Below are 21252 nucleotides of genomic sequence, written 5' to 3'. Positions count from 1 at the left end.
CAAAGTCCTGCGAGGATGCACCCCGCAGGACTTCGTTCTTGACGGACTATTGTTTCGTTCGTCTGCGTTTGTCAGGCCTGTGAAGGCCCCGCGTTACTTCTTCTTCGCCTTCTTGGCGGCTTTCTTCGCGGGCTTCTTGGCGGCTTTCTTAGCGGCTTTCTTGGCCATAGGTTTGTTCCTCGTTTTAGTTTTGTTGGTTGCTGTTTTCTTGTCAGCCGTGGCCTTGCCTCCCGAGCGCGCCGTCACGGCGGGCTTGGATCCAGCACTGCTACGGACATCTTTCTGCGAGGCGGCCGCTTCTTCGAGCGCTGCCTGTGCTGCTGCCAACCGCGCGATCGGAACGCGGTACGGGCTGCAGCTCACGTAGTTCAAACCAAGGCGGTGACAGAACTTCACGCTGTCAGGATCACCACCGTGCTCACCGCAGATACCGAGCTTGAGGTCGGACTTGGTGGAACGGCCTTTCTCCACGGCAATCTTCATCAGAGAGCCGACGCCAACCTGGTCGAGGGTCGCAAAAGGATTCTTCTTGAACACCTCGTTCTCCTGATACGGAGTGAGGAACGCACCCATGTCGTCACGGCTGATGCCAAGGGCAGTCTGCGTGAGGTCGTTGGTACCGAAGCTGAAGAACTGTGCCGTCTCAGCGATCTCGTCAGCGGTGATGGCTCCGCGCGGCACTTCAATCATCGTGCCGACCTGGTAGTCGATCTTCGCCTTACGCTCTTTCATGACCGCTTTCGCGACAGCATGCACGATCTCGACCTGCAAGTCGAGTTCCTTCTTGAAGCCAACAAGAGGAATCATTACTTCGGGCTTCACTTTGACGCCAGATTTCTGAACGTCAACAGCTGCTTCAAAAATTGCACGGGCCTGCATTTCCGTGATTTCCGGATATGCAATGCCAAGGCGACAACCGCGGTGACCAAGCATCGGGTTGAATTCATGAAGCTGATGGATGCGCTGCACGATGAACTCGCGAGTCATGCCCGTCTTCTTCACCGTGTCGCTCATCTCGTTCTCCTGGTCTTCCTTCGGGAGGAATTCATGGAGGGGAGGATCGAGCAGACGGATGGTTGCGGGAAGACCCTTGAGAGCCTTGAAGATGCCGGTGAAGTCTTCGCGCTGATACGGAAGAAGCTTCGCAAGCGCCTTCTTGCGGCCTTCGAGGTCGGTGGACATGATCATCTCACGCACTGCGTAGATGCGGTCACCTTCGAAGAACATGTGCTCCGTACGGCAGAGACCGATGCCGGTGGCGCCGAACGCGAGCGCGTTCTCCACCTGGTCGGGGCTGTCCGCATTGGTGCGCACCGCAAGGCGGGTCACCTTCGAGCACCAGTTCATGAGCTTCTGGAAGTTCTGGAAGGTGCGACCTTCCTTCGCTTCCGCGCTGCCCTCGACGAGTGCCTGGGTGATTTCGGAAGCTGCGGTCGGCAGGCTGCCTTCATACACCACACCGGAGGAACCATCGATCGAGAGGAAGTCACCTTCCTTGTAAGTCGTACCGGCCACGGTCAGCGTGCGCTTTTCGTAGTCGATGCTCATGTCCGGCGTCTTGTCAGCCGCGCCGCAGACGCAGACCTTGCCCATCTGACGGGCCACCAGTGCTGCGTGGGAGGACACACCACCACGGAGGGTGAGGATGCCTTCGGAGGCCAGCATGCCGCGAATGTCTTCCGGGGAGGTTTCGTTACGCACGAGGAGGACCTTCTCACCCTTGTCGCCAGCGGCTGCCGCACGATCGGAGTTGAAGTAGATCTTGCCGCTGGCAGCGCCAGGACCGGCGTTCAGACCACTGGCGATCGACTTGGCAGCCTTCACCGCCTTGGAGTCGAAGATGGGAGCCAGCACCTGCTCAAGCTGGTCGGCGGGCACGCGACGGATCGCTGTCTGCCAGTCGATGAGCTTTTCCTTCTCCATTTCCACTGCGAAGCGGACAGCGGCCACGCCGGTACGCTTGCCGTTGCGGGTCTGGAGCATGAACACCTTGCCGTCCTGGATGGTGAACTCAAAGTCCTGCACATCCTTGAAGTGGGACTCCAGCACGCCGCGGATGCGGTCGAGCTCTTTGTAGGGAGCAGGCATCACAGCGGCGAGCTCGGCCACGGGGCTCGGAGTGCGCACGCCGGCGACGACGTCTTCACCCTGGGCGTTGATGAGGAACTCACCGTAGAATACCTTCTCGCCAGTGGCGGGGTCGCGGGTGAAGGCCACACCGGAACCGGAGTTTTCACCCGTGTTGCCGAAGACCATGGCCTGCACGTTCACGGCAGTGCCCCACTCGTGCGGGATGTTGTACTTGCGGCGATACACGATCGCGCGGTCGTTGTTCCAGGAGCCGAACACAGCGCCCACGGCGCCCTTCAGCTGGTCCCAGGGATTGGTCGGGAACTCCTTCTTGGTGCGCTCCTTCACCAGCTTCTTGAAGCGGGCGACGAGTTCCTTGTAGTCGTCCACGGTCAGGTGGGCGTCATCCACGTCGTCTTCGTGGTGGTCATGCTTGAGCTTGTGGATGACGAGTTCGAAGGGATCTTCGTCTTCATCAGGGCGCTTCTGCACGCCCATCACCACGTCACCGTACATCTGGATGAAGCGGCGGTAGCAGTCCCAGGCGAAACGCTCGTTGCCCGTGGCCTTCACCAACGCAAGCACCGTCTGGTCGTTCAGACCCAGGTTGAGGATGGTGTCCATCATGCCCGGCATGGAGTCACGAGCGCCGGAGCGCACCGCGAGCAGGAGCGGCATACCCTTGGTATCGCCGAACTTGCAGCCCATGATCTTTTCCATGCCTGCCACACCCTTTTCCACTTCACCCTGGAGGGAGGCGGGGTAGGTGTGCTTGTTGTCGTAATAATACGTGCAGACGTCCGTGCTGATCGTGTATCCGGGAGGCACCGGAAGACCGATACGGCTCATTTCCGCAAGGTTCGCACCCTTGCCGCCCAACAGGGCCTTCATGCTTCCATTACCATCCGCTTTGCCCGCTCCGAAGAAATATACGTATTTGGTTTTGCTTGCGCTACCTTTGGATGCTTTTTTTGCCATGGTTTGGTTGCCCGAGTACGGACTTTGACGTGTGTTGCGTTGTTGTGAATGAGCCCTGCGCAGGGAAGTCGCAGATCATTTTCGCAGAGAGTATTTCGTTCAAAATGGCTGTCAATACATTTGCGGCATTGTTGCATTACCGTCTCATCACGGAGGGAATGACAGGGCCCTCGCCCTTCCTGCACCAGCGGCACGCCTTGCATTGAGATGCATGAGTTAGTGCGAAGCTTCGACAAGGCGAGGCTCTCTGCACGGTGCCGCCGAGTTTGACCTCACGGCAATGGCATCCGCAGGAAGGCTCTCCGGTTGAACGCCAGACTCTCCCCCCTGTTCCCGCCGCGCCTCCCCGGCACCCTACGAACCATCTTGACGGTTTTGGCGAAAGTCCGCTATTCTTGGAAATATCCGACGGGCTGCCGTCCCAACCCACTGCGTTGCCCAAATCCCCCCAAGTTCCTACCTTCCATGAAGCACCATAAGTCCACTCCTCTGCTCTCGCAGGGATTCACCTTGATCGAAATGCTGGTCGTCATCGGCATCATCGCCATCTTGGCCACCATCGCTGTCCCCGCAGGACAGGCCGTGCTCAAAAAGGCCCGCGAACTTCAAGCCAAGGCACAGATGAAAGGCCTTGAGATCGCCATCAAGAGCTATCAGACCGAATACAATCGCCTTCCTTCCATCGACTCCCCCCCTCCTGCAGAGGACAATGTCGATGGCTATGACACTGCTGCGGAAGACGGTCGCGCCATCATTGAGATCCTCACGGGAGCTGACACTTCGAAGAATCCCCGTTCCATTGGATTCTACGAACCCCCTCCCGCCAAAAAGGGAGCTGGCGGCTATTCTCAGACGGATGGTCTGCTCGATATCTGGGGCACCAATGGCTACACGATTGTCTTCGACTACAACGGTGACCGCAAGATCGCAGATCCCTACGCCTCCTCGGAAGACTCGGACATTTCAGGTTCGGTCATCATCTATTGCGCTGGTGCTGACAAGAAATACGATGCTGGCAGCGGCGAAGCCAGGACCGACGACCTGAAGAGCTGGCAGTAAGCTCCGTTTCCATTTTTTACGCTGCAAAGCCCCGTGGTTCGCCCCGGGGCTTTTTTGTGCCTGGAACTTGAGCCGGTTTCAAAGTTTCTGTTGCACCTCAACTGCAAACAGGCATGATGCCCGCTCGCCAGATATGACGGGCTGTAGCGCAGTCTGGTAGCGCGCTTCGTTCGGGACGAAGAGGTCGTGGGTTCGAATCCCGCCAGCCCGACCATGTTGAGTATCAGCAGGTTAGATCGCTCGCGATTCACGGGTAATACCGTAGCTGATGCAATGTGCGCCGTTGCTCGCACAATCTGCGACTGTGTGTCATCGCATGGTCGCCACGAAGTTGCAGGTCCATGGAACTGCAAAGGCAATCTGGCGCACCTCGCTACCCATCGGGAGTGCATCCCTTGGGTGGGAAAGCCATTCGTTCATTCAATGGATCACAGCACGCGGGCCTTGAGGAACTTTGTGTTCAGCTCGCCCAGAGTGCAGCAGCGCCTCAATGCCCCCTCTCTCGCGATGGTACTCCTGATGGCGGAGTCGATTTGCCATCCCGGATGGTGAAGCGCTGTCGCCAGGGGAGGAGCCCTCTTTCGCCAGCGACCTTTTGAAGCGGCTTGTTACGTTCTGCTACTGCAACCGCCATCCGCGGAACAAGGCGCTGGCGGAGTGTCATCAGAAGGAAGCACTTCCCTGCTGTAGTAGCTCCAAAGGCTTGGTGCTTCCGAGTCTGAATGCAGGCCATGCAGCGGCCAGTGAGGACAAGACGATGACGCCAAAGATGCTGGCAAGCACCTCGGGCCACGGAATCACGAGATCGGTGTTCATGCCGCCGAAGAAGCTGATGTACTTGGACATGCCGGCTCCACACCAGCCAGACAGGATTCCGAACCCAAGGCTGAGAAGGCAAGCCACGAGACTGATGAGGATGCCTTCGGCAATGATGAGACGGACCAGCACTCCTCGCGTGATGCCCATGGCTCGCAGGACTCCGAACTCCCAACGACGCGCCTGGACGGAAGCCAAAAGGGCATTCAGCACGCCCACGGTGGTGATGATCAGGATTACGACTGGCAAACGGCTCAGCACCCAGAGCCACTGACGCGAATGGGAGAGAACAATGGAACGTATTTCTTCGACGTCGTGGACCTGCACGTGCGGTCCTCCCGGGGAAGCTTCTCCTACGGTTACTGGCTTCTGCGTGGTGCTCGCCAGAAGCTGCTGTGCAGACAATCCGAGAGTCTCAACGTCTGTCTGACTGCGGTCGTAGTTCAGCCAGAGGTAGGGAGCACCGTGGAACTGAAAGTCGGCAGCCACATTGCCGTAGTCCGCGAACACCAATGCGGCAGCGCGATGGGTGCGCGTCCGCATGCCGGTGGGCTTGGTCTGCCAGTGCCAGCCCGGCATCTTTACGGCACCCGCGATCACGTAGGAAACGACACCTCCCGGATTCTCTGGTGGAACGAGTTCGAAGGAATCTCCCACCTTCAGTCCTGTCTCGGTGAGGAAGTGATCCGGCACAAGACAACCTCTGCCATCCCTCATGGCGGCGATGGCACTCGAGGGATTACCACTGACCCACTGGAATGAAAAAAGAGGATGGCTTGAACCAAGCGCCTTCTCTGGGTCCAGGCCCACAATGACTACGCTGTCCTGGCGTACTACGGTGGCTCGTGTGGCGCTGTTGGTCAGGTCCTGCTTCAGGCGAGGCTGTTCCACGACGACCGGCAACGCAGTGGTCACACCCTTCCACGTTGATGCTTCCAGTGCCTTCTCCTTTGGAATCCCGTCGGGACGGAAGGAAATCATGGCATCCGGGCACCAAGCCCCAGGCATGAATCCTCCAAGCATCGTGTGTCCCCACACGTGGATGCCCACAAGCAATCCAAGTCCCACGGTAAGGGCAACTGCCGTAGCAACCGTGCGCAGAATATTTGAAGAAAGCTGGCTCTCCAGCAAGCGCGGCGGTACACGCAGCAGTCCAGCGAGGACGGGACTGAGCCATCGATCCACAAGAATGGTGGCCGCAGGGCTAAGCAGGATGAATCCCACCGCCAGGGTGGCAACTCCCACAAGCATGTACATGACCATGGGTGAGTCATCGCCATGAGGAAACACACGAGACGTCAGTGGATACAGGAGCAACAGCACAAGTCCTGTGACTGTGAGCCATGGATTCCATCGAGAAGGTCGCGTCAATCCTCCCATGACATCCATGGGCCGCACGCGCATGGCGCGAATCGCAGGCCAGATGCTCGCCAGGAGCGCTCCACCAAACGCGCACAGGGCGGCCAGCAGCAGGCTGAAACGGCCCACTCGCGCACCATCTTCCAAAAGCTCTGGCGCATTGGCCACGGCGATTTTCAACATGCTCCAGCCCACCACGCTTCCCACCACAAAACCTACCGCTCCGAGAATCAGCGCCTCCACGATGACCAGCATGGCAACCTGTCCGCGAGTCAATGTCACCGCTCTCAGGATGGCAAGCTGGCGGATGCGTTCAGTGACTCCCATGTTGAGTGTGCTCAGGATGATGAACAACGCCGCGAGCATGGAAACCACGGCGGCCATGTGCCCTTGGAACTCCAGATTCTCCGCGGACGCACTCTCATCCAGAGCTTCCTCTACATCGTGCGCCTCCTGAAACTGGCATGGTGTGGATAGCGCGCTTAGCTGCGGCGACCACCTGAATCGGAAAGAAGTGATGTCCGCATCAGGTTTCATGCCCACACCCACAAAGCTGATTCGCCTCCCCTGCCCCGTGACCTTTTCCAAGAGCCCTGTTGAAACGAAGAGTCCTCCAATAGCAGGTGTCCTGGACTGGGCACGGGCCACGGAAGCACTCCACCCCTCCACATCTGGTGTATCCACCAATCCTACGATGGTGATCGTTGTCTGCCTGCTTCCGGCCCCCAAGAGCAGCCGGTCACCGGGCTTCAGTCCAAAGGCCCTCGCAGCAGAGGCGCTCATCGCGGCTTCTGCTTCGCTGCCTGCGCTGGCTTCAGGCTTGAGCCATCTACCCTCGACCAAGTCAAAAGGAGCAGCAGCGCCCTCCGTCCCGATAACCATGTCAGGCAGCCAACCCTTTCTCGAAGCAGGTGCCGTGGACTCGTGGAATGCCACTTCGACTTGCACAGCCCAAAGGGGCTCCACTACGTTCACCGCCGCATCACTCCGCAGCAGCTCGACAGCTTCCTCCGGCACATACTTCTGAGCGGGGGCTGGTATCACCCCGGGCGCGACTTGGGTTAAGTGACTGATGGGAGCCACGGACAGCTCATAGCGGCCCAAGGCGAGGTTTGCATATTCATCAAACGTACCCAGCAGCGCATCGTAGCTGCTCACCACCCAGATGACCATGGCAGCAGCTGCGGCCGTCGCCAGAGAAGTGAGTGCCAGCCGCAGAGGGTGGTCGCGTAGATGCGCGATAACAATCCACAAGACTGCCTTCATGCTCCGACCTCCAGCGCATGTTCATACGCAAGTGCTACGTCTTCCGCGCTGCCGCCACTCTTTGGGGTGAACTGGGAGAGGGTTTTCCCATCTTTGAAGACCAGCACGCGGTCTGCCCACATGGCCACACGAGGCTCATGAGTCACCAAAATGATGGTCCGCCCCTCTTCGCAGCACAGGGTTTGCAAGAGCCTGCAAAGCTCCTGCCCCGTTCTGGAATCAAGACTGCCGGTGGGTTCATCCGCCAGCAGGATCGCAGGGTTCATGATGAGTGCTCGTGCAATCGCAACCCGCTGCTGCTCGCCGCCAGACATCGCATCCGGTCGATGCATGCGCCTGTCCAGAATTCCGAGTCGCTGCATCACACGTTCGGCGCGAGCTGCCGCATCCGGCAGTTCCAGAGCAGGGAGTTGAACGTTCTGCTCCGCACTGAGGCTGGGCAACAAGTTGAATGCCTGAAAGACCATTCCGATTTTGGCCCGGCGAAAACGAGTCAGCGCGGAATCACTCATGCCAGCCAGGTTCTGGCCCTCGACTGAGACGGATCCAGCGTCCACGTCGGTGAGCCCCGCCATGACATGCAAGAGGGTGCTCTTGCCCGAACCCGAGGCTCCCATGATGGCGAGAAATTCGCCCTTGTTCACTTCCAGCGACACGCCATCCAAGGCAGTCACTTTCTTGGCTCCTTGCGAAAAGGTTTTTACCACACACTCCACCCTGAGGGGGTTACCAGATTCCTTGGTCATGATTGGCCAATCAAAAAACCCGGCTCTCACCCACGCAATGAGAAACAGTGTGCACGCATTGCTCCGCGTTCACCCATCCTTGCACCAGATACCCGTGTGGTCTTCCTATGTTACCACTACTTTGTGCATAGACTTCCAGACGGAATAGAAAAGTCGCTGGGGTAATCGTACAGAATCCAGCCATGCGATACGACCATACAAACCAGTCACGTATCCCGCGGCGACGTGTGGTGGAACCTTGCGGATTCTCATCAACTGGCATCAAGTGCGATGCTCAAGTCGCTGGCGGAATAGCGGTCTTCCAAGATTTCTGATTGAGTCGTTCACTCGGCAAAAGCTCACCTGACCGCTCTTCCGGCTGATCACCACTCATATGGGGAGGTACAGCCCGCGGGAAACGTCGCCGAACCATGGAGGAGTCGAAACAACGCCACATCGACCGGCAATCTACAGACGGTCTTTAGTCCCCCGGTGCCAAGCAAGATGCCGATTGACATCCGGTGCATTACTGAGATTTAGTCTCAAACTCAATTTGAGCCCTCCTTCTCTTTCCTCGGATTTCCCGGCATGACTGGCATTTCGGAACCTCACAAAAAACGGCTCAAAACCCTCCTCACGAGGCAGTTCTACCTGTGGCACTGGGTCTCTTCCGCCATCTGCCTGGCGTCCATGCTGCTGTTCACCTTCACGGGAATCACGCTCAATCACGCGGCAGACATTCCGGCAAAGCCGGTCACCAAGGAACAGACCTATACCCTGCCCGCGTCCTATATGGAACAGCTCCAGGCCGCATCCGAGGAGGAGGCGAAGGAAGCTCCCGCCGAGGTGAAAAAGCCTCTGCCAGGCAAGCTGGCCGCCCATCTCGGCAGCCAATTCGAAGAAAACCTGCGCAACAAGTCTGCAGAATGGAGCGAAGACGAGATCTACCTCTCCCTCCCGCGCCCGGGGGGAGACGCATGGCTGAGCATCGAGCGCGCGAGTGGCGTGGTGACCTATGAGCGCACTACGCGAGGCGTGATCTCCTTCCTCAACGACCTGCATAAAGGCCGCCACACCGGTCCAGTATGGAGCTGGTTTATCGATATTTTCTCCATTGCCGCGTTCATCTTTACCCTCACGGGTTTGGGTCTGCTTTGGGTGCATGCACGACGTCGTCCGTCCACGTGGCCGGTGGTCCTGCTCGGAGTGCTTTTGCCCATCATTCTGGTGCTGTTCTTCATCCACTGATCACACGTCTTCCAAATAAGCCATTACATGAAATCCCCCCTTCCACTTGTCGTTCTCACCCTCGCAGGAGCGCCGCTTGCGGCTCCGGCCGCCGATGTCACGCTTGAGATCGAAATCCCCCGCCTTGAAGTGGCGGAGTATCATCGTCCCTACGTCGCCGCGTGGATCGAGAACGACCAGAAGAAGTTCGTCAGCAACCTCTTCGTCTGGTACCAGGTGGAAGCCACACGTCCCGGAGGTGACCACGGAGACCATGGAGAAAAATGGCTCAAGGATCTGCGCAAGTGGTGGCGTGTCTCCGGTCGCGATCTCAAGATGCCCGTGGACGGCCTCGCCAGCCCCACCAAACCCGCTGGCAAACATCAAGTCAGTCTCACCAAGGCCTTCCAGAATCTGCCCGGCGGCACTTACACGCTTCTGGTGGAAGCCTCACGTGAAGTGGGCGGCCGGGAACTCCTCTCCGTGCCCTTCACCTGGGATGGCTCTGCGCTCAAGGCCGAGAAGGTTCAAGGCTCCGGAGAACTCGGCTCCATCATCCTGAAATGACACTGCTGCACAACCTTCCAAATCCCACACAACTACCATGAAAAAAACCATCTTGTTCGCCACACTCGCAGCCTTCGGCCTTCAGCTTGCCCAAGCCCACCGCACGTGGGTTCTGCCTTCGTCCACGGTCCTCTCCGGCGACAAAGTCTGGGTCACCTTCGACGCCTGCGCATCGAACAACATCTTCTTTGTAAACCATCGTCCGTTGCAACCAAACACCCTCTCGGCAATTGGCCCGGATGGCAAAGAAGTGGAATTGAATAACGTCTCCAAGGGAGCCATGCGCACCACCTTCGACGTCGAGCTGAAGCAGGAAGGCACCTATCGGGTCGGTGTCGTTCGTGCCGGTCACATGGCCTTCTGGCGCGAGGGAGAAGAACGTAAAAGCTGGACCGGCACCAAGGAGGAGATGATCAAGCAGGGTATCCATAAGAAGCCAGACGTGCATCTCTCCGTAGGAGGCTATTCCATCCTCAGCTATGTGACCTTGGGCAAGCCCAGTAAGGAAGTGCTGGCTCCGACGGGCAAAGGATTGGAAGTGACCTTCAAAGACAGCCACCCCAACGACCTGATTGCCAAAGAGACCACTCAACTGGTCTTTCAACTCAACGGAAAACCCGCCTCCGATCTTGAAGTCACCGTCGTTCCTGAAGGCGACCGCTTCCGCAACGAAGTGGGCGAGATCAAGGTGAAGACCAATGCCAGAGGTGAATGCTCGGTGACTTGGCCGACCGCAGGCCGCTACTGGCTGGAAGCCCTGGTAGAAGGCACGGCAGAGCCCGTCGAGGGTGTGGAGTTGGAAGAGCACTCCTCGGTGTCCCTGACGCTGGAAGTCTTCCCGGAGTAATCACTGTCTCGACTGCATCGTAATGCCACTGGAGGCACATACCATCCTGCCAGATGACATCAGTCTAGAAGATATGCGTGGCGCCGGGTCCGGCGCCACGCTTTCCAGTCTCCATGGACAAACCATGGGCACGCATTGGAAGCTCCACTGGCAGGACGGAAATCGGCGCTCTCATGAGACCGTTCACGCGGCCCTCCAGCGTGCCTTCGACCTCGTCATCGCGCAGATGTCCCACTATGATCCCGGCTCAGTACTCAGCCGGATCAATCGTTGCCCGCCGGGCAAACCACAGACACTCCCTGAGGAGTTCCTCTTCGTGCTTCAACAGGCGCTACACCTCTCTGAGTTGACGCAAGGGGCCTACAATCCCAATCTCGGTGCGCTCAGTTCCGCCTGCGGATTCGGTCCGCAGTCCGGCCAGCCTTTCCCTGAACGTGCAAGCTACGAGAGTCCCTGGCAGCACATTCACCTCTGCCCCACGCAGCGGACTCTGACTCACGAGCTGGAGAGGCTTCACCTTGACCTCTCCTCCATTGGAAAGGGTTATGCCCTCGACCTCGCAGGACAGTACCTGGGCGAGATCGGTATCGATGATTTCCTGCTGGAAATTGGTGGTGAATTCCTGGCACGAGGGTGCAAACCCAATGCTCATCCTTGGTGGGTGGAACTGAGTTGCCATCCCTTGATCTCTCCACTCCGCTTTGGACTTACTCGGCACGCGCTCGCCACCTCTGGAATCCTCCACCCCATGGATTCTTCGCACCATCATCTGCTGGATCCCGCAACGGGCCGCCCCACCCAGCACGCACTGCACACCGTCACCGTCTTGGCACCCACCTGCCTGCAAGCGGACGCTTGGGCCACAGCCCTATTCATTTTGGGTCCCGAGAAAGGTCCGACATACGCGAAGGCCCATGAGGTCGCCGCCACCTTCACGGACCGCCACTCCCACTGCCACAGCCCGCGCATGCTAGCGTGGCTGGACAGCGACTGAATAGACAACGGGAGGAATGAGCGGTGGTACGCTTGGCTTCGTAACGTGCCGTTTAACCAAAACGACTGACAATTCGGAGCAAACGCCCGGTGTTGAGGGAAGCTCTCCCGGCCTTGCGGCGCACTGCAAATGGCGCACAGAAAATCACAACGTTAACCACGCTTAATACTCTTATTTTCAAAGGATTGAGTCAATTGTGCGACACACCATACAGCAGAATTCAGCCCCGAATCTCAAGTTGACTTAGATACTGACTCTCAATATCAACAACACAATTCGGGATCTGCCGCACGCGTTCGGAGCGTGCCGAATGGCGCTGGCACCGCAAGAACCATCAAAATACTAGAAGGACGTTTGTAGATGAGAGTTTGTGTTGTTGGAGCGGGTCCGTGCGGACTGACTACGATCAAGCAGTTGCGCGATGAGGGGCACGAGGTCGTCTGCTATGACAAGTACTCCGGGCTCGGAGGCATCTGGCTTCGTGACGGAGACGACGGCACAAAGACGAAGGCATTCGACCACCTGAAACTGACCATCTCCATGCGGCTGATGGCCTTCTCGGACGCTCCGTACAAGGGTGGGCGGAAGTTCTATTCCCGGCAGGAGTATTTCGATTACCTCACCGAGTACGCCAACCGGTACAAACTCACGGGCTGCATTCAATCCAACACGGAGGTCACCGATGTCAAAAAGACCACCCAGGGCTACCTCGTCACCTCGGTGTGCCGTGGAGTCGAGTCCCGCGAGAAGTTCGACGCGGTCGCGATGTGCTCGGGTCCTTTCAAGACTCCGCACCGCCAGTTCCCCGAGCTGGCTGGCTTCACCGGCGAGGTCGTGCACTCCGCGGAGTATCGCAACGCTGAGCGCTTCCGCGGCAAGCGCGTGCTGATCGTCGGCCTGGCGGAGTCCGGAGCCGACATCGTGCGGGAGATCAGCGAGACCGCAGCCAAGACCACCCTGTCCATCCGCTCCTACACGTTTCTGCTGGCTCGTATCGTGGATGACCATCGCAGCACCGACAGCCGCACCGTACGCGCGCACCACCACGAGATGTATGACCGCGCCACCAAGCGCCCGGTGCCGTACAAGACCTTCTGGGGCACCAGCCGGCTGGCCAAGACAGCCTTCGGTGCTGTGTCCGTAGGCCTCGGGCTCATCTCGTCGATCGGGGGCATCGTGCAGGCGATCCGTGAACGCATCAAACCGCGCACTTATGCGGACGTCAACCTGCTCGGTGAGCCCATGGAGCCCTACAAGATGGACGTGGGCTGCGAGGAGGAAAAGGCCAACTGGGACCTGATCAAAAAGTGGAATGAGAAGTCTCACCCGGAAGGAAGCTGGAGCCCCCGCGGCATCTTCTGCAAGAACGTGAGCTTCATTCCCAGTATTGTGAAGGGCAAGGTGAACGTGAATGACACCGGGATGGCACGCTCCGAAGGCGCGACTGTCCACTTCAAGGATGGTGCGTCTGCCGAGTACGATGCGGTGGTGCTCTGCACCGGCTACGAGCGTGATCTGAAACTGGGTGACCTGAGTGTCGCAGACGGCAATGTCCGCAACCTCTACCGGCACTTCCTGCACCCCGAGCACGACGGCAGGGTCGCCTTCATCGGCTTCCTGCGCCCCTTCTCAGGTGGCATCCCGATCTGCGCGGAGATGCAGGCCCGCTACTTCGCACGCGTGCTCAGCGGGAAGCTGCAGCCGCCAAAAAATCTCGCCGAGGTCATCGCCGAGGAGAAGAGCTGGGAAGAGTACTGGACCGAGCTCAGTCCCCGGCACACCGAGTCCCATCCCTCCCAGGTGCTCTACCTTGACGCGCTCGCGCGGGAGATCGGCTGCCTGCTGCCACTCCGTAAGTTGTTCCTGAACCCAAAGCTGTTCATCCAGATCTGGTTCGGCAGCTTCAATCCTTCCGCCTATCGTATTGTAGGCCCGCACAGCTTCCCCAAGGCGGCCCTGGCCGACCTGTACGCTGAGCCCGTCGAGGACCGTGGCAACATGTGCTACCACATGTCGGTGCTGCGGATGATGCCCACCTCGGTGCACCCAAAGCATATGATGCCCTAGTGACAGCCATCAGGAGATATCCCACCCTATGACCACTCTCACACGCAGCGGCTGGGCCGAGGTCCAAAACGGCCAGCGCTATGTCAACACTCTCTGCAAGCACTGGGCGCGCAAATTCGATATCCAGGTCAATGACCATGGCGCCAGGGTCGTCTTCCCAAAAGAAGAAGATGACCCAGACTATCCCGAGGAAGCGATCGCGATCTTCCACACGACAGAGTCCCGGCTCGACGTCCAGCTCACAGCGGCCACGCCGACCCAACTCGACGCCTACTGGGGTGCGATCGATAGCCACCTCGACCGCTTCGCGACCCGTGAAGGCGGCCTACGCCTGACGTGGGCGCCAGCCTGAAGCGCACACCAAGCCAAGATAGGGACGCTGCAGGGAGCAGGGGTGGACACCGTTCCGCACCTGAGTCCTTGCGGCGCTCCATGCTCTCGCATCCAGCCGCATGTCCGCTCATTTCTTTCTCGTGATCACCAGCTTCCTGGCCGTGCCAGCCTTGATCGGCAGGTTGCCGGTCGTGAGCAAGGTATTGCCACTGGTCTTCATCCAGCTCCTGTGTGGCGTGGCTCTGCAGCTCAGCGGTGGCCAGGCATGGCTGCTTCATCATGGGGTGGATCTTCTCGACGGTCCGCTGGCATCATCCGTGCAAGGCATCGGGTGGCTGGGCGTGGTCCTGCTGGTGGCCCTTTCCAGCGTACACCCGAAGTCAGACCATCAGAACGAAGCCCCCCTTCGCTTTGTCGCCGTCAGCGTCATGGGCTTTGGTGTCACCCTGCTTGTCGGTGGACTCGTGGGCTGGGGCCTTGTCCAGGCGTATCCGCAGCTCATTGGTGAGCGCGGCACCCCGCTGCTGTTCGGAGCATCTGTGGGTATCTGTCTCGCCGTGACAGCCCTGCCGGTGCTGGTGGCCATCCTCAAGGAGACCGGCCTTCAGGAAACCCGCGTGGGCAGGCTCGCCCTGATGAGCGCACTGCTCGACGATCTCTGGCTCTGGCTGGGACTGATTACGGTGCTATCGCTGGCTGGAGTGCATTCGGGCGGTCCGCTTGCCACTCTGCTGCCGGTGGTGGCGTTTGCTCTGGCGATGGCGTTCGTGGCCAGGCCCCTGCTTGATGGCCTTTTCCGAAAAGTGGATGCCTTGCACGAGGGCGCGCTGCTGGGTGTGTGCGTCATTCTTCTTTCCGCCGCAGTAACGGACCTGCTCGGCGTTCACGCGATGCTGGGTGCTTTTATCGGCGGAGCCATCCTGCCGCAGAGGGCCGTACGGCAGTGGGGACCTGGCATCTCAGAGACGGTCAAGTGGCTGCTGCTTCCCGTCTTCTTCGTCTCGACCGGGCTGCGACTGCACATCGAATGGGGTGATGCGCGGTTCTGGACGCTCGCGGCGCTGTTCTCCTTCACCGCCATGGCGACGAAGATGCTAGTCGTGGCCTGCACGGCGAGATTGGGCGGCCTGCCCTGGTCGCGTTCGTTCCTGCTGGGCACACTCATGCAGTGCAAGGGACTGATGGAGCTGGTCGCGATCAACATCCTGCTCGAGGCGCGCATCATCTCCGTGGAAGTCTATTCCGCCCTCGCGGTCATGGCGCTGTTCAGCACCTTCATGACGGCGCCACTGCTCCGGCTGTGGCGTAGTCGACATGACTCTCAGGAATCCAGGACGGCTGATGAATCCAGAGCCGGTTAGATGCGGCTCAGCGCAACTCAGAAGACCGCGTTCTCATTTGGCGAGTTCGCCTTCGAGAAACTTGCGGACGGCGGGGAACAGTTTCGTTTCGTCGTGGTCGGCAGCCGGGACGGTGTCCATGGAGACCTTGATGCCGTGCTGCTCATAGTTCGTCTTCAGCGTGGCAAGGCGCTCGATGCGGTTCTTTCCAGTCGTGTTGTAATCGGCTCCTTTTACACCCTCGCCCATCCAGTATTCGGAATCGCGGGTGATGGGCTCGTTCCATTCATCCGTGTCTTCGGCACCAACGACCATGTGGACGCTCACACCACGCATGGCGTCGAGGTTCATTTTCACGTTGAAGCGTCGGTAGAGATCCCTGGTACCCACCCACCAGTCGGAGGTGTTATCAATAAGGGTGACCAATCCAGGGGCACCGATGGAAACGGCACGGAGGCGGTGGGGATGGAGATAGAAGAACCGGTGCGTGAAGTGGCCGCCACCTGAAAAGCCATGCATGAAAAAGGTATTTCCCGCGAGACGGTATTTCGAAGCAGTCTCATCCGCCATGCTGAGCAGGATGAGATCGTAGCGGGTGGCTTTGTATTCGACGAGCTTGTAATTTTCGAGATCCTGCCGGCCGTGGGTGTTGATCGGGAAGAGCGGAGCGAGAAGGATGACACGGTTCTTATCCGCAAACTCCCGCATGTGCTCAATGTACACATCGGGCCGGCGCTCGGTGCCGTGGACGAGGACAAGAAGCTCACACTTCTCTGTGCCGTTCTCCTGGTAGCCCTTGGGAATGTAGAGCATGAAGGAGAAGCGAGGATCCAGCTGACTGGCGATGTAGGGCGTCACACTCTTGTCATGCCATCCAAACTCCTTCACCTGCGCAGAGGCTCCGGTGAAGCTGGAAGCGAACAAAGCGGCGACGAACAAGAAGGTGGATTTGATCAGGACATTCATTGGCGCGTAGATGACTAAGTGGCAGGACTTCACCCTCTCCCCTTTCCGTTTCCAAGATTCTTGGTTCTTCGTTTCAGAACGAACCAACTCGGTGCATCAACATGCTTTCTCAAACCGCCTCCACCAGCTCAAGCGCAGATATCTCCACCTCCCCGCTCATGCGTGCCAGCGGGTTGACAACCGATGAATAAACGGCGAGCTCGCATTCGGACTCGAGTTCATCGCGGTCCTCAATGCGAGTGAGGAGGTTTGCTTTACAGGGCAAGGATTCGCTTTGCAGGAGGACGTCGATGAGAGCAGCGCCGGGGCCGTCCATGGTAGCGCGCAGGGCGACGAGTTTGGCTTCGATGTGGCGGAGGAGATCCTGCTCCTCGATCAAGCTATCAGCACCGAAACGATGGACGATGGCGTAGAGGTGATTAAAGAAGAGATAGTAGCCGAGGCCGTTGCGGACGATGTCGTCGGGCTCGAAGACTTTGGGAAGGTCGCCGAGTTCCGGCACAAGTTCGATAAGAGGCTCGCGTCTGCTTTCACATAGTGCGATGCCCTGGATGTCGCGGTAGTATGAGGCCTCAGGGGCTCCGTCATCAGTAAATCCGATAACGACATTCTGCTGGTGCGCCTCAAGGGCGATGCCATGACGATCGTAAACACCGAGGACAGGGGCGATGGCCACGCTCCAGTAGGCATGGAACCAACGCTCCGCAGCATGGGCCAGGGAGATGCCCTGCCGCTCAGCCATGTGCCAAACCAAGTCAGCGAGCCTCGAACGCCCCGCATAATTCAGTGGTTCCTCGGTGAGTGCGGCGATGGAGTGCACCGTTTGGTGGCACTCGGAACCACGGAAGGGATTGGTGCGAAAGATAGCCTCGAAACCCGTTTCCTCCATCTCAGGAAGGTCCAGTCCCAGATAAGCGGGATCCTCAAGAATGAAGAAGCCGGGAAACTCGTCCTCGACACGGCACTCCAGCAGCAGCTTGCTGATCCAGACGCTATCACCAAGTTCACTCTTGAGGTTGAGCCGGAGAGAGTTGGTGAGTTTCACTGGAATGGAGAGCTTGAGCATCCAGTCGAGCTCCTCAGAGTACACAGTGCGCACTGAGGAAGTCGGAGTGAAGTGAGGACCGAGCTCGCCAAGGGCGATCAGCGACTCCGACTCAGCTGCGAGCAGGTCCCGCACGTGGGGCTGGTGGTGAAGCCAGTGGGCCTGCAATGGATGGACGGGAAGCAGCGAGTAGCCGGAGGCAGCGAGATCGGCGAGACGTCGCCGACCTTTTTCGTCGAGCCCATGGCACGCCATTTCAAAGGCGAGGGTCTCAGCGGATGAGTCGAGCAGGGATTCCTGGATGACCATCTCGTGCCGGGCCGCGAAGAATTGCAGTCGAAAACGCCCGTTGAGCTCGGGAGTGTAAACGGGATGCTGCCAGGCATGCATGCCCTGCCGCGACTTCGGCGTGGGATGGAGCCAGTGACCAGTGACGACGGCTTGTTCGGATTCAATGAACGACATCTCGTGCGGCGGTTTCTCCATACCATTCCGGTCGCGGCGGAGCGCGAGATAACGCTCCATCACTTGATGGCTCTCGACAACACGGGAGAGTAGTTCGAGGCGCTGTGGGCCGCCCGGATGCTTCGCGTAGATTTCGTCGATGAGCCGGAGCTGGGCCGTAAGTGCATCAAGCTTCCGCCACACTGATGAACCAGCAAGACGCTCGTGGACTTCAGCGATGCTATGCCGTCCCACAAGGGAACGGTAGCGAACGAAGATAGCGAGAGTCGCGCCGCAGCGCGGAAGCGACAACTCGACGACATCCCTGATGCCAGCTCCGGCGGCGAGGTCGAAGCGGACAGCGAAAAGTGCGGGGACATGCCACAGTCCTTCATCAACTTCGCGGAGGTAGCAGTTGCAGAAAGCCTGGAGCGAGGCGTCAGCGGCGGTGAGATGCATGGGGGAAATCAGTCCTCGACGGGTTGGAGCGGGAGTGCAGGTTCGAATCGGTCGGGGCGACGGCGGAGGCAAAGGGTGATGGCTACTATGAAGGTGATCCATTCGGCGAGTGGCAGAGCCCAGAGGAAGGACCACTGCGAGAATCTGTCTCGGAACACCGCCTGATCGAAGAGGTGGGCGAGGCCCAGGAGGAAGCAGGCGGGCAAGATAAGACCGCGTAGAGTCGCGACGATGGCCGACGGTGTCGGTTGGTGGATGGCAGTGAGGTAGCAACTCAAAATGACGTTGATCCCGTTGACGAGAAACACCGGCCAGATCGCGTAAGCAAGGCGCCCCGCCTCGGCGACGATGGCGGCGTCCTCGCCGCTAAGGAACCAGCCGGTGAGCTGGTCACGGAACAACAAGAGGGAGGTGGCAAGGATGAGCCCGATGCCCCCGGTGCATGCCAAAGCTGTGGAGAGGAACTGCCTGATGCGCTGGTGGTTTCCCGCCCCGTAATTCTGACTCACAAGCAGGTGGAGCGCGTCGGCGATCCCGTAGGTCAGCATGAGGCTGAGATAGATGAAATAGCTGACGACGCTGAAAGCCGCGACGCCATCAACCCCAAGGCGGGCGATGAGCAGGAAGTTCAGTACCCAGATGATGACGCCGGCAGAGATTTCGTTGATGAATTCTGAGACGCCGTTGTAGCAGGCCCGGAAGAGATGGGACCACTGGCTCTGCCGCCAGACAAAGTGCAGAGTCCGCCTACGGCTGGAGAAATAAGTGCAAAGTACCGCTGCCTGCACCAGCTGGGCGATGACAGTAGACCACGCAGCTCCGGCAAGGCCCCACTTCCACTGCCAGACGAAAAGCAGATCGAGGCCAATATTTCCCAGCGAACCGATGAGCAGCGAGACCGTGGCGAGAATCGGATGGCCGTCCGCGCGCACGAAGTAGTAGAGCACCATCGTGGTGAGCTGCACGACGAGTGCCCAACGGAGGATGCCGAAATATTCGCCAACCATGGGCACCAGCTCGGACGGGACATTGAGCAAACGGAAGAGCCAGGGCTCGAAGACCATGCTGGCGAGGGCGAAAAGCGTGGTAGTCGCGACGGTGGCAATGAGCATCTGGCTGAACACCGAAGAAGCCGTCCTGGCATCCCCAGCCCCGATGTGCGCGCCCGCGCCCACCGATCCGCCGATGGAAAACATCAGGGCGAGGGCGTAGAGCACGGTGAGGAGCGGGACAAGAAGGTTCACCGAGGCAAGTGCCTCTGAACCCACGAAATTGCCGACGAACATGCCATCGACCAGGCTCATGGTGGTGAGCGCGATGAGTCCCACCATCGAGGGGATGGCGTAGTAGAAGAACGTGGGCAGCACCGCACCGGTCAGCGCGCGATTTTTCTCGGAGGACATCAGTTGGACTTGGGGGATCAGGCGCAGATGAGTTCGCTGGGTGCAGACGCGTCCGCCTTCGTGTCCTTGCGGATGACCATCGGAAGCCCGAGGCGCGAAAGCAATTTCAGGAATGGGAGCGGGGGCAGTTCCTCGACATTGGCCATGCCCTTCACATCCCAATCGCCCTGGGCCACGAGCATGGCGGCGGCCACGGGTGGTACACCTGCAGTGAAGGCGATGGCCTGGGAGCCAACATCGGCAAAAGTCTCCTCGTGGCTGCAGACGTTGTAGATGAAGACTTCCTTGTTCTCTCCCTTGGAGCGACCCTTGATGAGGGTGCCGATACAAGTTTTGCCCGTATAGTCCGGCGCGAGGCTGGCAGGGTTGGGCAGGCAGGCCTTCAGCACACGCAGGGGGACAACACTCTGGCCACAGGAGGTAGTAACTTGCTCGTGGTTTAGCAGCCCGGTTTTTTCGAAGACTTCAAGGCAGCGCAGGTAGTGATCGTCGAAGCCCATCCAGAAGCGCACAGTCTCGACTCCCTTGATGTGCTTCGAGAGGGAGTGAACCTCGTCGTGCCCCATCAGATAGAGCTTCTTCTCTCCCACTTCAGGGAAGACGTAGTCAGTGGTGCGGGAGTGATGGGGAAAGGTGCGCCATTCACCGTCCTCAAGGCAGCCGGCGTCCTCAATGATCTCTCGCAGGTTGATTTCAGGATCGAAGTTGGTGGAGAAGAATCGACCGTGACTTCCGTCGTTCACGTCCATGATGTCGATGGAGGTGATGGAGTCGAATTCGTAGCGCGCGGCATAGGCGCAATAAGCGTTGACGACACCGGGGTCGAAGCCCGCGCCGAGAATTGCGGTTACGCCTTTTTGGGCGCACTGCTCACGCTTCTTCCACTCGAAGTTCGCATACCAGGGATAGGGCGCATTCATCACCGAGGAGTCCTCGTGGACGGCGGTATCGATGTACGCTGCGCCGGTCTCAAGGCAGGCATCCATGACCGACATATTGACGAAGGCGGTGCAGACATTGATGACGATGTGGGAGCCAGTCTCACGGATGAGGTTCGCGACTTGCGCGGAATCGGAAGCATCCACGGTGCGGGCAAAGATCTGAAAGGATTCTTCACGACGGTAGTTTCTGGCCTCGATGGACCGGATCACCGACTGGCAATTTTCGAGATTTCGCGAACTCAGGCAGATCGAGCCGAACACCTGGCTGTTTTGGGCGCACTTGTGTGCGACGACCGCGCCCACGGCGCCGGCTCCAATGATGAGAACGTTCTTTTTCATGATGGTT

Annotated in this window: 15 protein-coding genes and 1 tRNA gene; 9 read left to right on the top strand and 7 right to left on the bottom strand. The window is 59.0% G+C overall.

The window, feature by feature from the left end; all coding sequences use genetic code 11:
* Positions 1-93 precede the first annotated feature (93 nt).
* A complete protein-coding gene (gene ppdK, locus DES53_RS04990; RefSeq protein WP_113957075.1) occupies positions 94-3048 on the bottom strand; it encodes a pyruvate, phosphate dikinase in 2955 nt (984 codons plus the stop codon).
* Positions 3049-3513: 465 nt separating this feature from the next.
* Between ppdK and DES53_RS33920 the strand changes: the two genes are divergently transcribed.
* Both DES53_RS33920 and DES53_RS04980 read left to right on the top strand, forming a co-directional pair.
* The gene (locus DES53_RS33920; RefSeq protein WP_113957074.1) at positions 3514-4107 is read left to right on the top strand and encodes a type II secretion system protein; all 594 of its coding nucleotides are present in this window, start codon (positions 3514-3516) and stop codon (positions 4105-4107) included.
* A 137-nt stretch (positions 4108-4244) separates the two neighbouring features.
* Positions 4245-4321: transfer RNA gene (locus DES53_RS04980), tRNA-Pro, on the top strand.
* Between the two features lie 449 nt (positions 4322-4770).
* Here the strand turns inward: DES53_RS04980 and DES53_RS04975 are convergent.
* Both DES53_RS04975 and DES53_RS04970 read right to left on the bottom strand, forming a co-directional pair.
* Positions 4771-7548, bottom strand: coding sequence for an FtsX-like permease family protein (locus tag DES53_RS04975; RefSeq protein ID WP_113957073.1), 2778 nt, complete (start codon positions 7546-7548; stop codon positions 4771-4773).
* Positions 7545-8294 (bottom strand): ABC transporter ATP-binding protein, encoded by a 750-nt coding sequence (locus DES53_RS04970; protein WP_113957072.1) that lies wholly within the window; start codon positions 8292-8294, stop codon positions 7545-7547. The genes DES53_RS04975 and DES53_RS04970 overlap by 4 nt, the downstream gene beginning before the upstream one ends.
* 567 nt (positions 8295-8861) lie before the next feature.
* Here DES53_RS04970 and DES53_RS04965 point away from each other — a divergent pair.
* The 7 genes from DES53_RS04965 to DES53_RS04935 all read left to right on the top strand — a co-directional run bounded on the left by DES53_RS04965 (position 8862) and on the right by DES53_RS04935 (position 15669).
* The gene (locus DES53_RS04965) at positions 8862-9521 is read left to right on the top strand and encodes a PepSY-associated TM helix domain-containing protein (RefSeq protein WP_113957071.1); all 660 of its coding nucleotides are present in this window, start codon (positions 8862-8864) and stop codon (positions 9519-9521) included.
* Between the two features lie 27 nt (positions 9522-9548).
* A complete protein-coding gene (locus DES53_RS04960) occupies positions 9549-10067 on the top strand; it encodes a DUF2271 domain-containing protein (protein ID WP_113957070.1) in 519 nt (172 codons plus the stop codon).
* A 37-nt stretch (positions 10068-10104) separates the two neighbouring features.
* On the top strand, positions 10105-10914 hold the full coding sequence (locus tag DES53_RS04955; protein WP_113957069.1) for a DUF4198 domain-containing protein: 810 nt from the start codon (positions 10105-10107) through the stop codon (positions 10912-10914).
* 124 nt (positions 10915-11038) lie between these two features.
* Positions 11039-11908 carry an FAD:protein FMN transferase gene (locus DES53_RS04950; RefSeq protein WP_211325443.1) on the top strand — a complete coding sequence of 290 codons (870 nt, stop codon included), beginning with the start codon at positions 11039-11041 and terminating at the stop codon, positions 11906-11908.
* A 360-nt stretch (positions 11909-12268) separates the two neighbouring features.
* Positions 12269-13975 carry a flavin-containing monooxygenase gene (locus DES53_RS04945; RefSeq protein ID WP_113957067.1) on the top strand — a complete coding sequence of 569 codons (1707 nt, stop codon included), beginning with the start codon at positions 12269-12271 and terminating at the stop codon, positions 13973-13975.
* Positions 13976-14003: 28 nt separating this feature from the next.
* The gene (locus tag DES53_RS04940) at positions 14004-14327 is read left to right on the top strand and encodes a DUF2218 domain-containing protein (RefSeq protein ID WP_113957066.1); all 324 of its coding nucleotides are present in this window, start codon (positions 14004-14006) and stop codon (positions 14325-14327) included.
* 100 nt (positions 14328-14427) lie between these two features.
* Positions 14428-15669 (top strand): cation:proton antiporter, encoded by a 1242-nt coding sequence (locus DES53_RS04935; protein WP_113957065.1) that lies wholly within the window; start codon positions 14428-14430, stop codon positions 15667-15669.
* A gap of 33 nt (positions 15670-15702) precedes the next feature.
* Here the strand turns inward: DES53_RS04935 and DES53_RS04930 are convergent, their stop codons facing one another.
* From DES53_RS04930 to DES53_RS04915, 4 genes are all read right to left on the bottom strand, one after another.
* A complete protein-coding gene (locus DES53_RS04930; RefSeq protein WP_211325442.1) occupies positions 15703-16587 on the bottom strand; it encodes a hypothetical protein in 885 nt (294 codons plus the stop codon).
* 136 nt (positions 16588-16723) lie between these two features.
* Positions 16724-18562 (bottom strand): IucA/IucC family protein, encoded by a 1839-nt coding sequence (locus tag DES53_RS04925; protein ID WP_170156866.1) that lies wholly within the window; start codon positions 18560-18562, stop codon positions 16724-16726.
* 8 nt (positions 18563-18570) lie between these two features.
* Positions 18571-19965, bottom strand: a complete 1395-nt coding sequence (locus DES53_RS04920; RefSeq protein WP_113957062.1) for an MATE family efflux transporter — start codon at positions 19963-19965, stop codon at positions 18571-18573.
* 17 nt (positions 19966-19982) lie between these two features.
* The gene (locus DES53_RS04915) at positions 19983-21245 is read right to left on the bottom strand and encodes a saccharopine dehydrogenase family protein (protein WP_113957061.1); all 1263 of its coding nucleotides are present in this window, start codon (positions 21243-21245) and stop codon (positions 19983-19985) included.
* Positions 21246-21252: the final 7 nt, after the last annotated feature.

It is taken from the genome of Roseimicrobium gellanilyticum (genome assembly GCF_003315205.1).
Classification (GTDB): Bacteria; Verrucomicrobiota; Verrucomicrobiia; order Verrucomicrobiales; family Verrucomicrobiaceae; genus Roseimicrobium; species Roseimicrobium gellanilyticum.
Note: the sequence above shows the minus strand (reverse complement) of the source record. Positions and strands in the feature narration are given on the sequence as shown.

What these genes read in the sequence shown, in the direction of transcription:
- ppdK (WP_113957075.1), bottom strand. Translation starts at nt 3,048, where the DNA reads ATGGCAAAAAAAGCATCCAAAGGTAGCGCAAGCAAAACCAAATACGTA.
- DES53_RS04920 (WP_113957062.1), bottom strand. Translation starts at nt 19,965, where the DNA reads ATGTCCTCCGAGAAAAATCGCGCGCTGACCGGTGCGGTGCTGCCCACG.
- DES53_RS04970 (WP_113957072.1), bottom strand. Translation starts at nt 8,294, where the DNA reads ATGACCAAGGAATCTGGTAACCCCCTCAGGGTGGAGTGTGTGGTAAAA.
- DES53_RS04925 (WP_170156866.1), bottom strand. Translation starts at nt 18,562, where the DNA reads ATGCATCTCACCGCCGCTGACGCCTCGCTCCAGGCTTTCTGCAACTGC.
- DES53_RS04945 (WP_113957067.1), top strand. Translation starts at nt 12,269, where the DNA reads ATGAGAGTTTGTGTTGTTGGAGCGGGTCCGTGCGGACTGACTACGATC.
- DES53_RS04955 (WP_113957069.1), top strand. Translation starts at nt 10,105, where the DNA reads ATGAAAAAAACCATCTTGTTCGCCACACTCGCAGCCTTCGGCCTTCAG.
- DES53_RS33920 (WP_113957074.1), top strand. Translation starts at nt 3,514, where the DNA reads ATGAAGCACCATAAGTCCACTCCTCTGCTCTCGCAGGGATTCACCTTG.
- DES53_RS04975 (WP_113957073.1), bottom strand. Translation starts at nt 7,548, where the DNA reads ATGAAGGCAGTCTTGTGGATTGTTATCGCGCATCTACGCGACCACCCT.
- DES53_RS04915 (WP_113957061.1), bottom strand. Translation starts at nt 21,245, where the DNA reads ATGAAAAAGAACGTTCTCATCATTGGAGCCGGCGCCGTGGGCGCGGTC.
- DES53_RS04950 (WP_211325443.1), top strand. Translation starts at nt 11,039, where the DNA reads ATGGGCACGCATTGGAAGCTCCACTGGCAGGACGGAAATCGGCGCTCT.
- DES53_RS04965 (WP_113957071.1), top strand. Translation starts at nt 8,862, where the DNA reads ATGACTGGCATTTCGGAACCTCACAAAAAACGGCTCAAAACCCTCCTC.
- DES53_RS04935 (WP_113957065.1), top strand. Translation starts at nt 14,428, where the DNA reads ATGTCCGCTCATTTCTTTCTCGTGATCACCAGCTTCCTGGCCGTGCCA.
- DES53_RS04940 (WP_113957066.1), top strand. Translation starts at nt 14,004, where the DNA reads ATGACCACTCTCACACGCAGCGGCTGGGCCGAGGTCCAAAACGGCCAG.
- DES53_RS04960 (WP_113957070.1), top strand. Translation starts at nt 9,549, where the DNA reads ATGAAATCCCCCCTTCCACTTGTCGTTCTCACCCTCGCAGGAGCGCCG.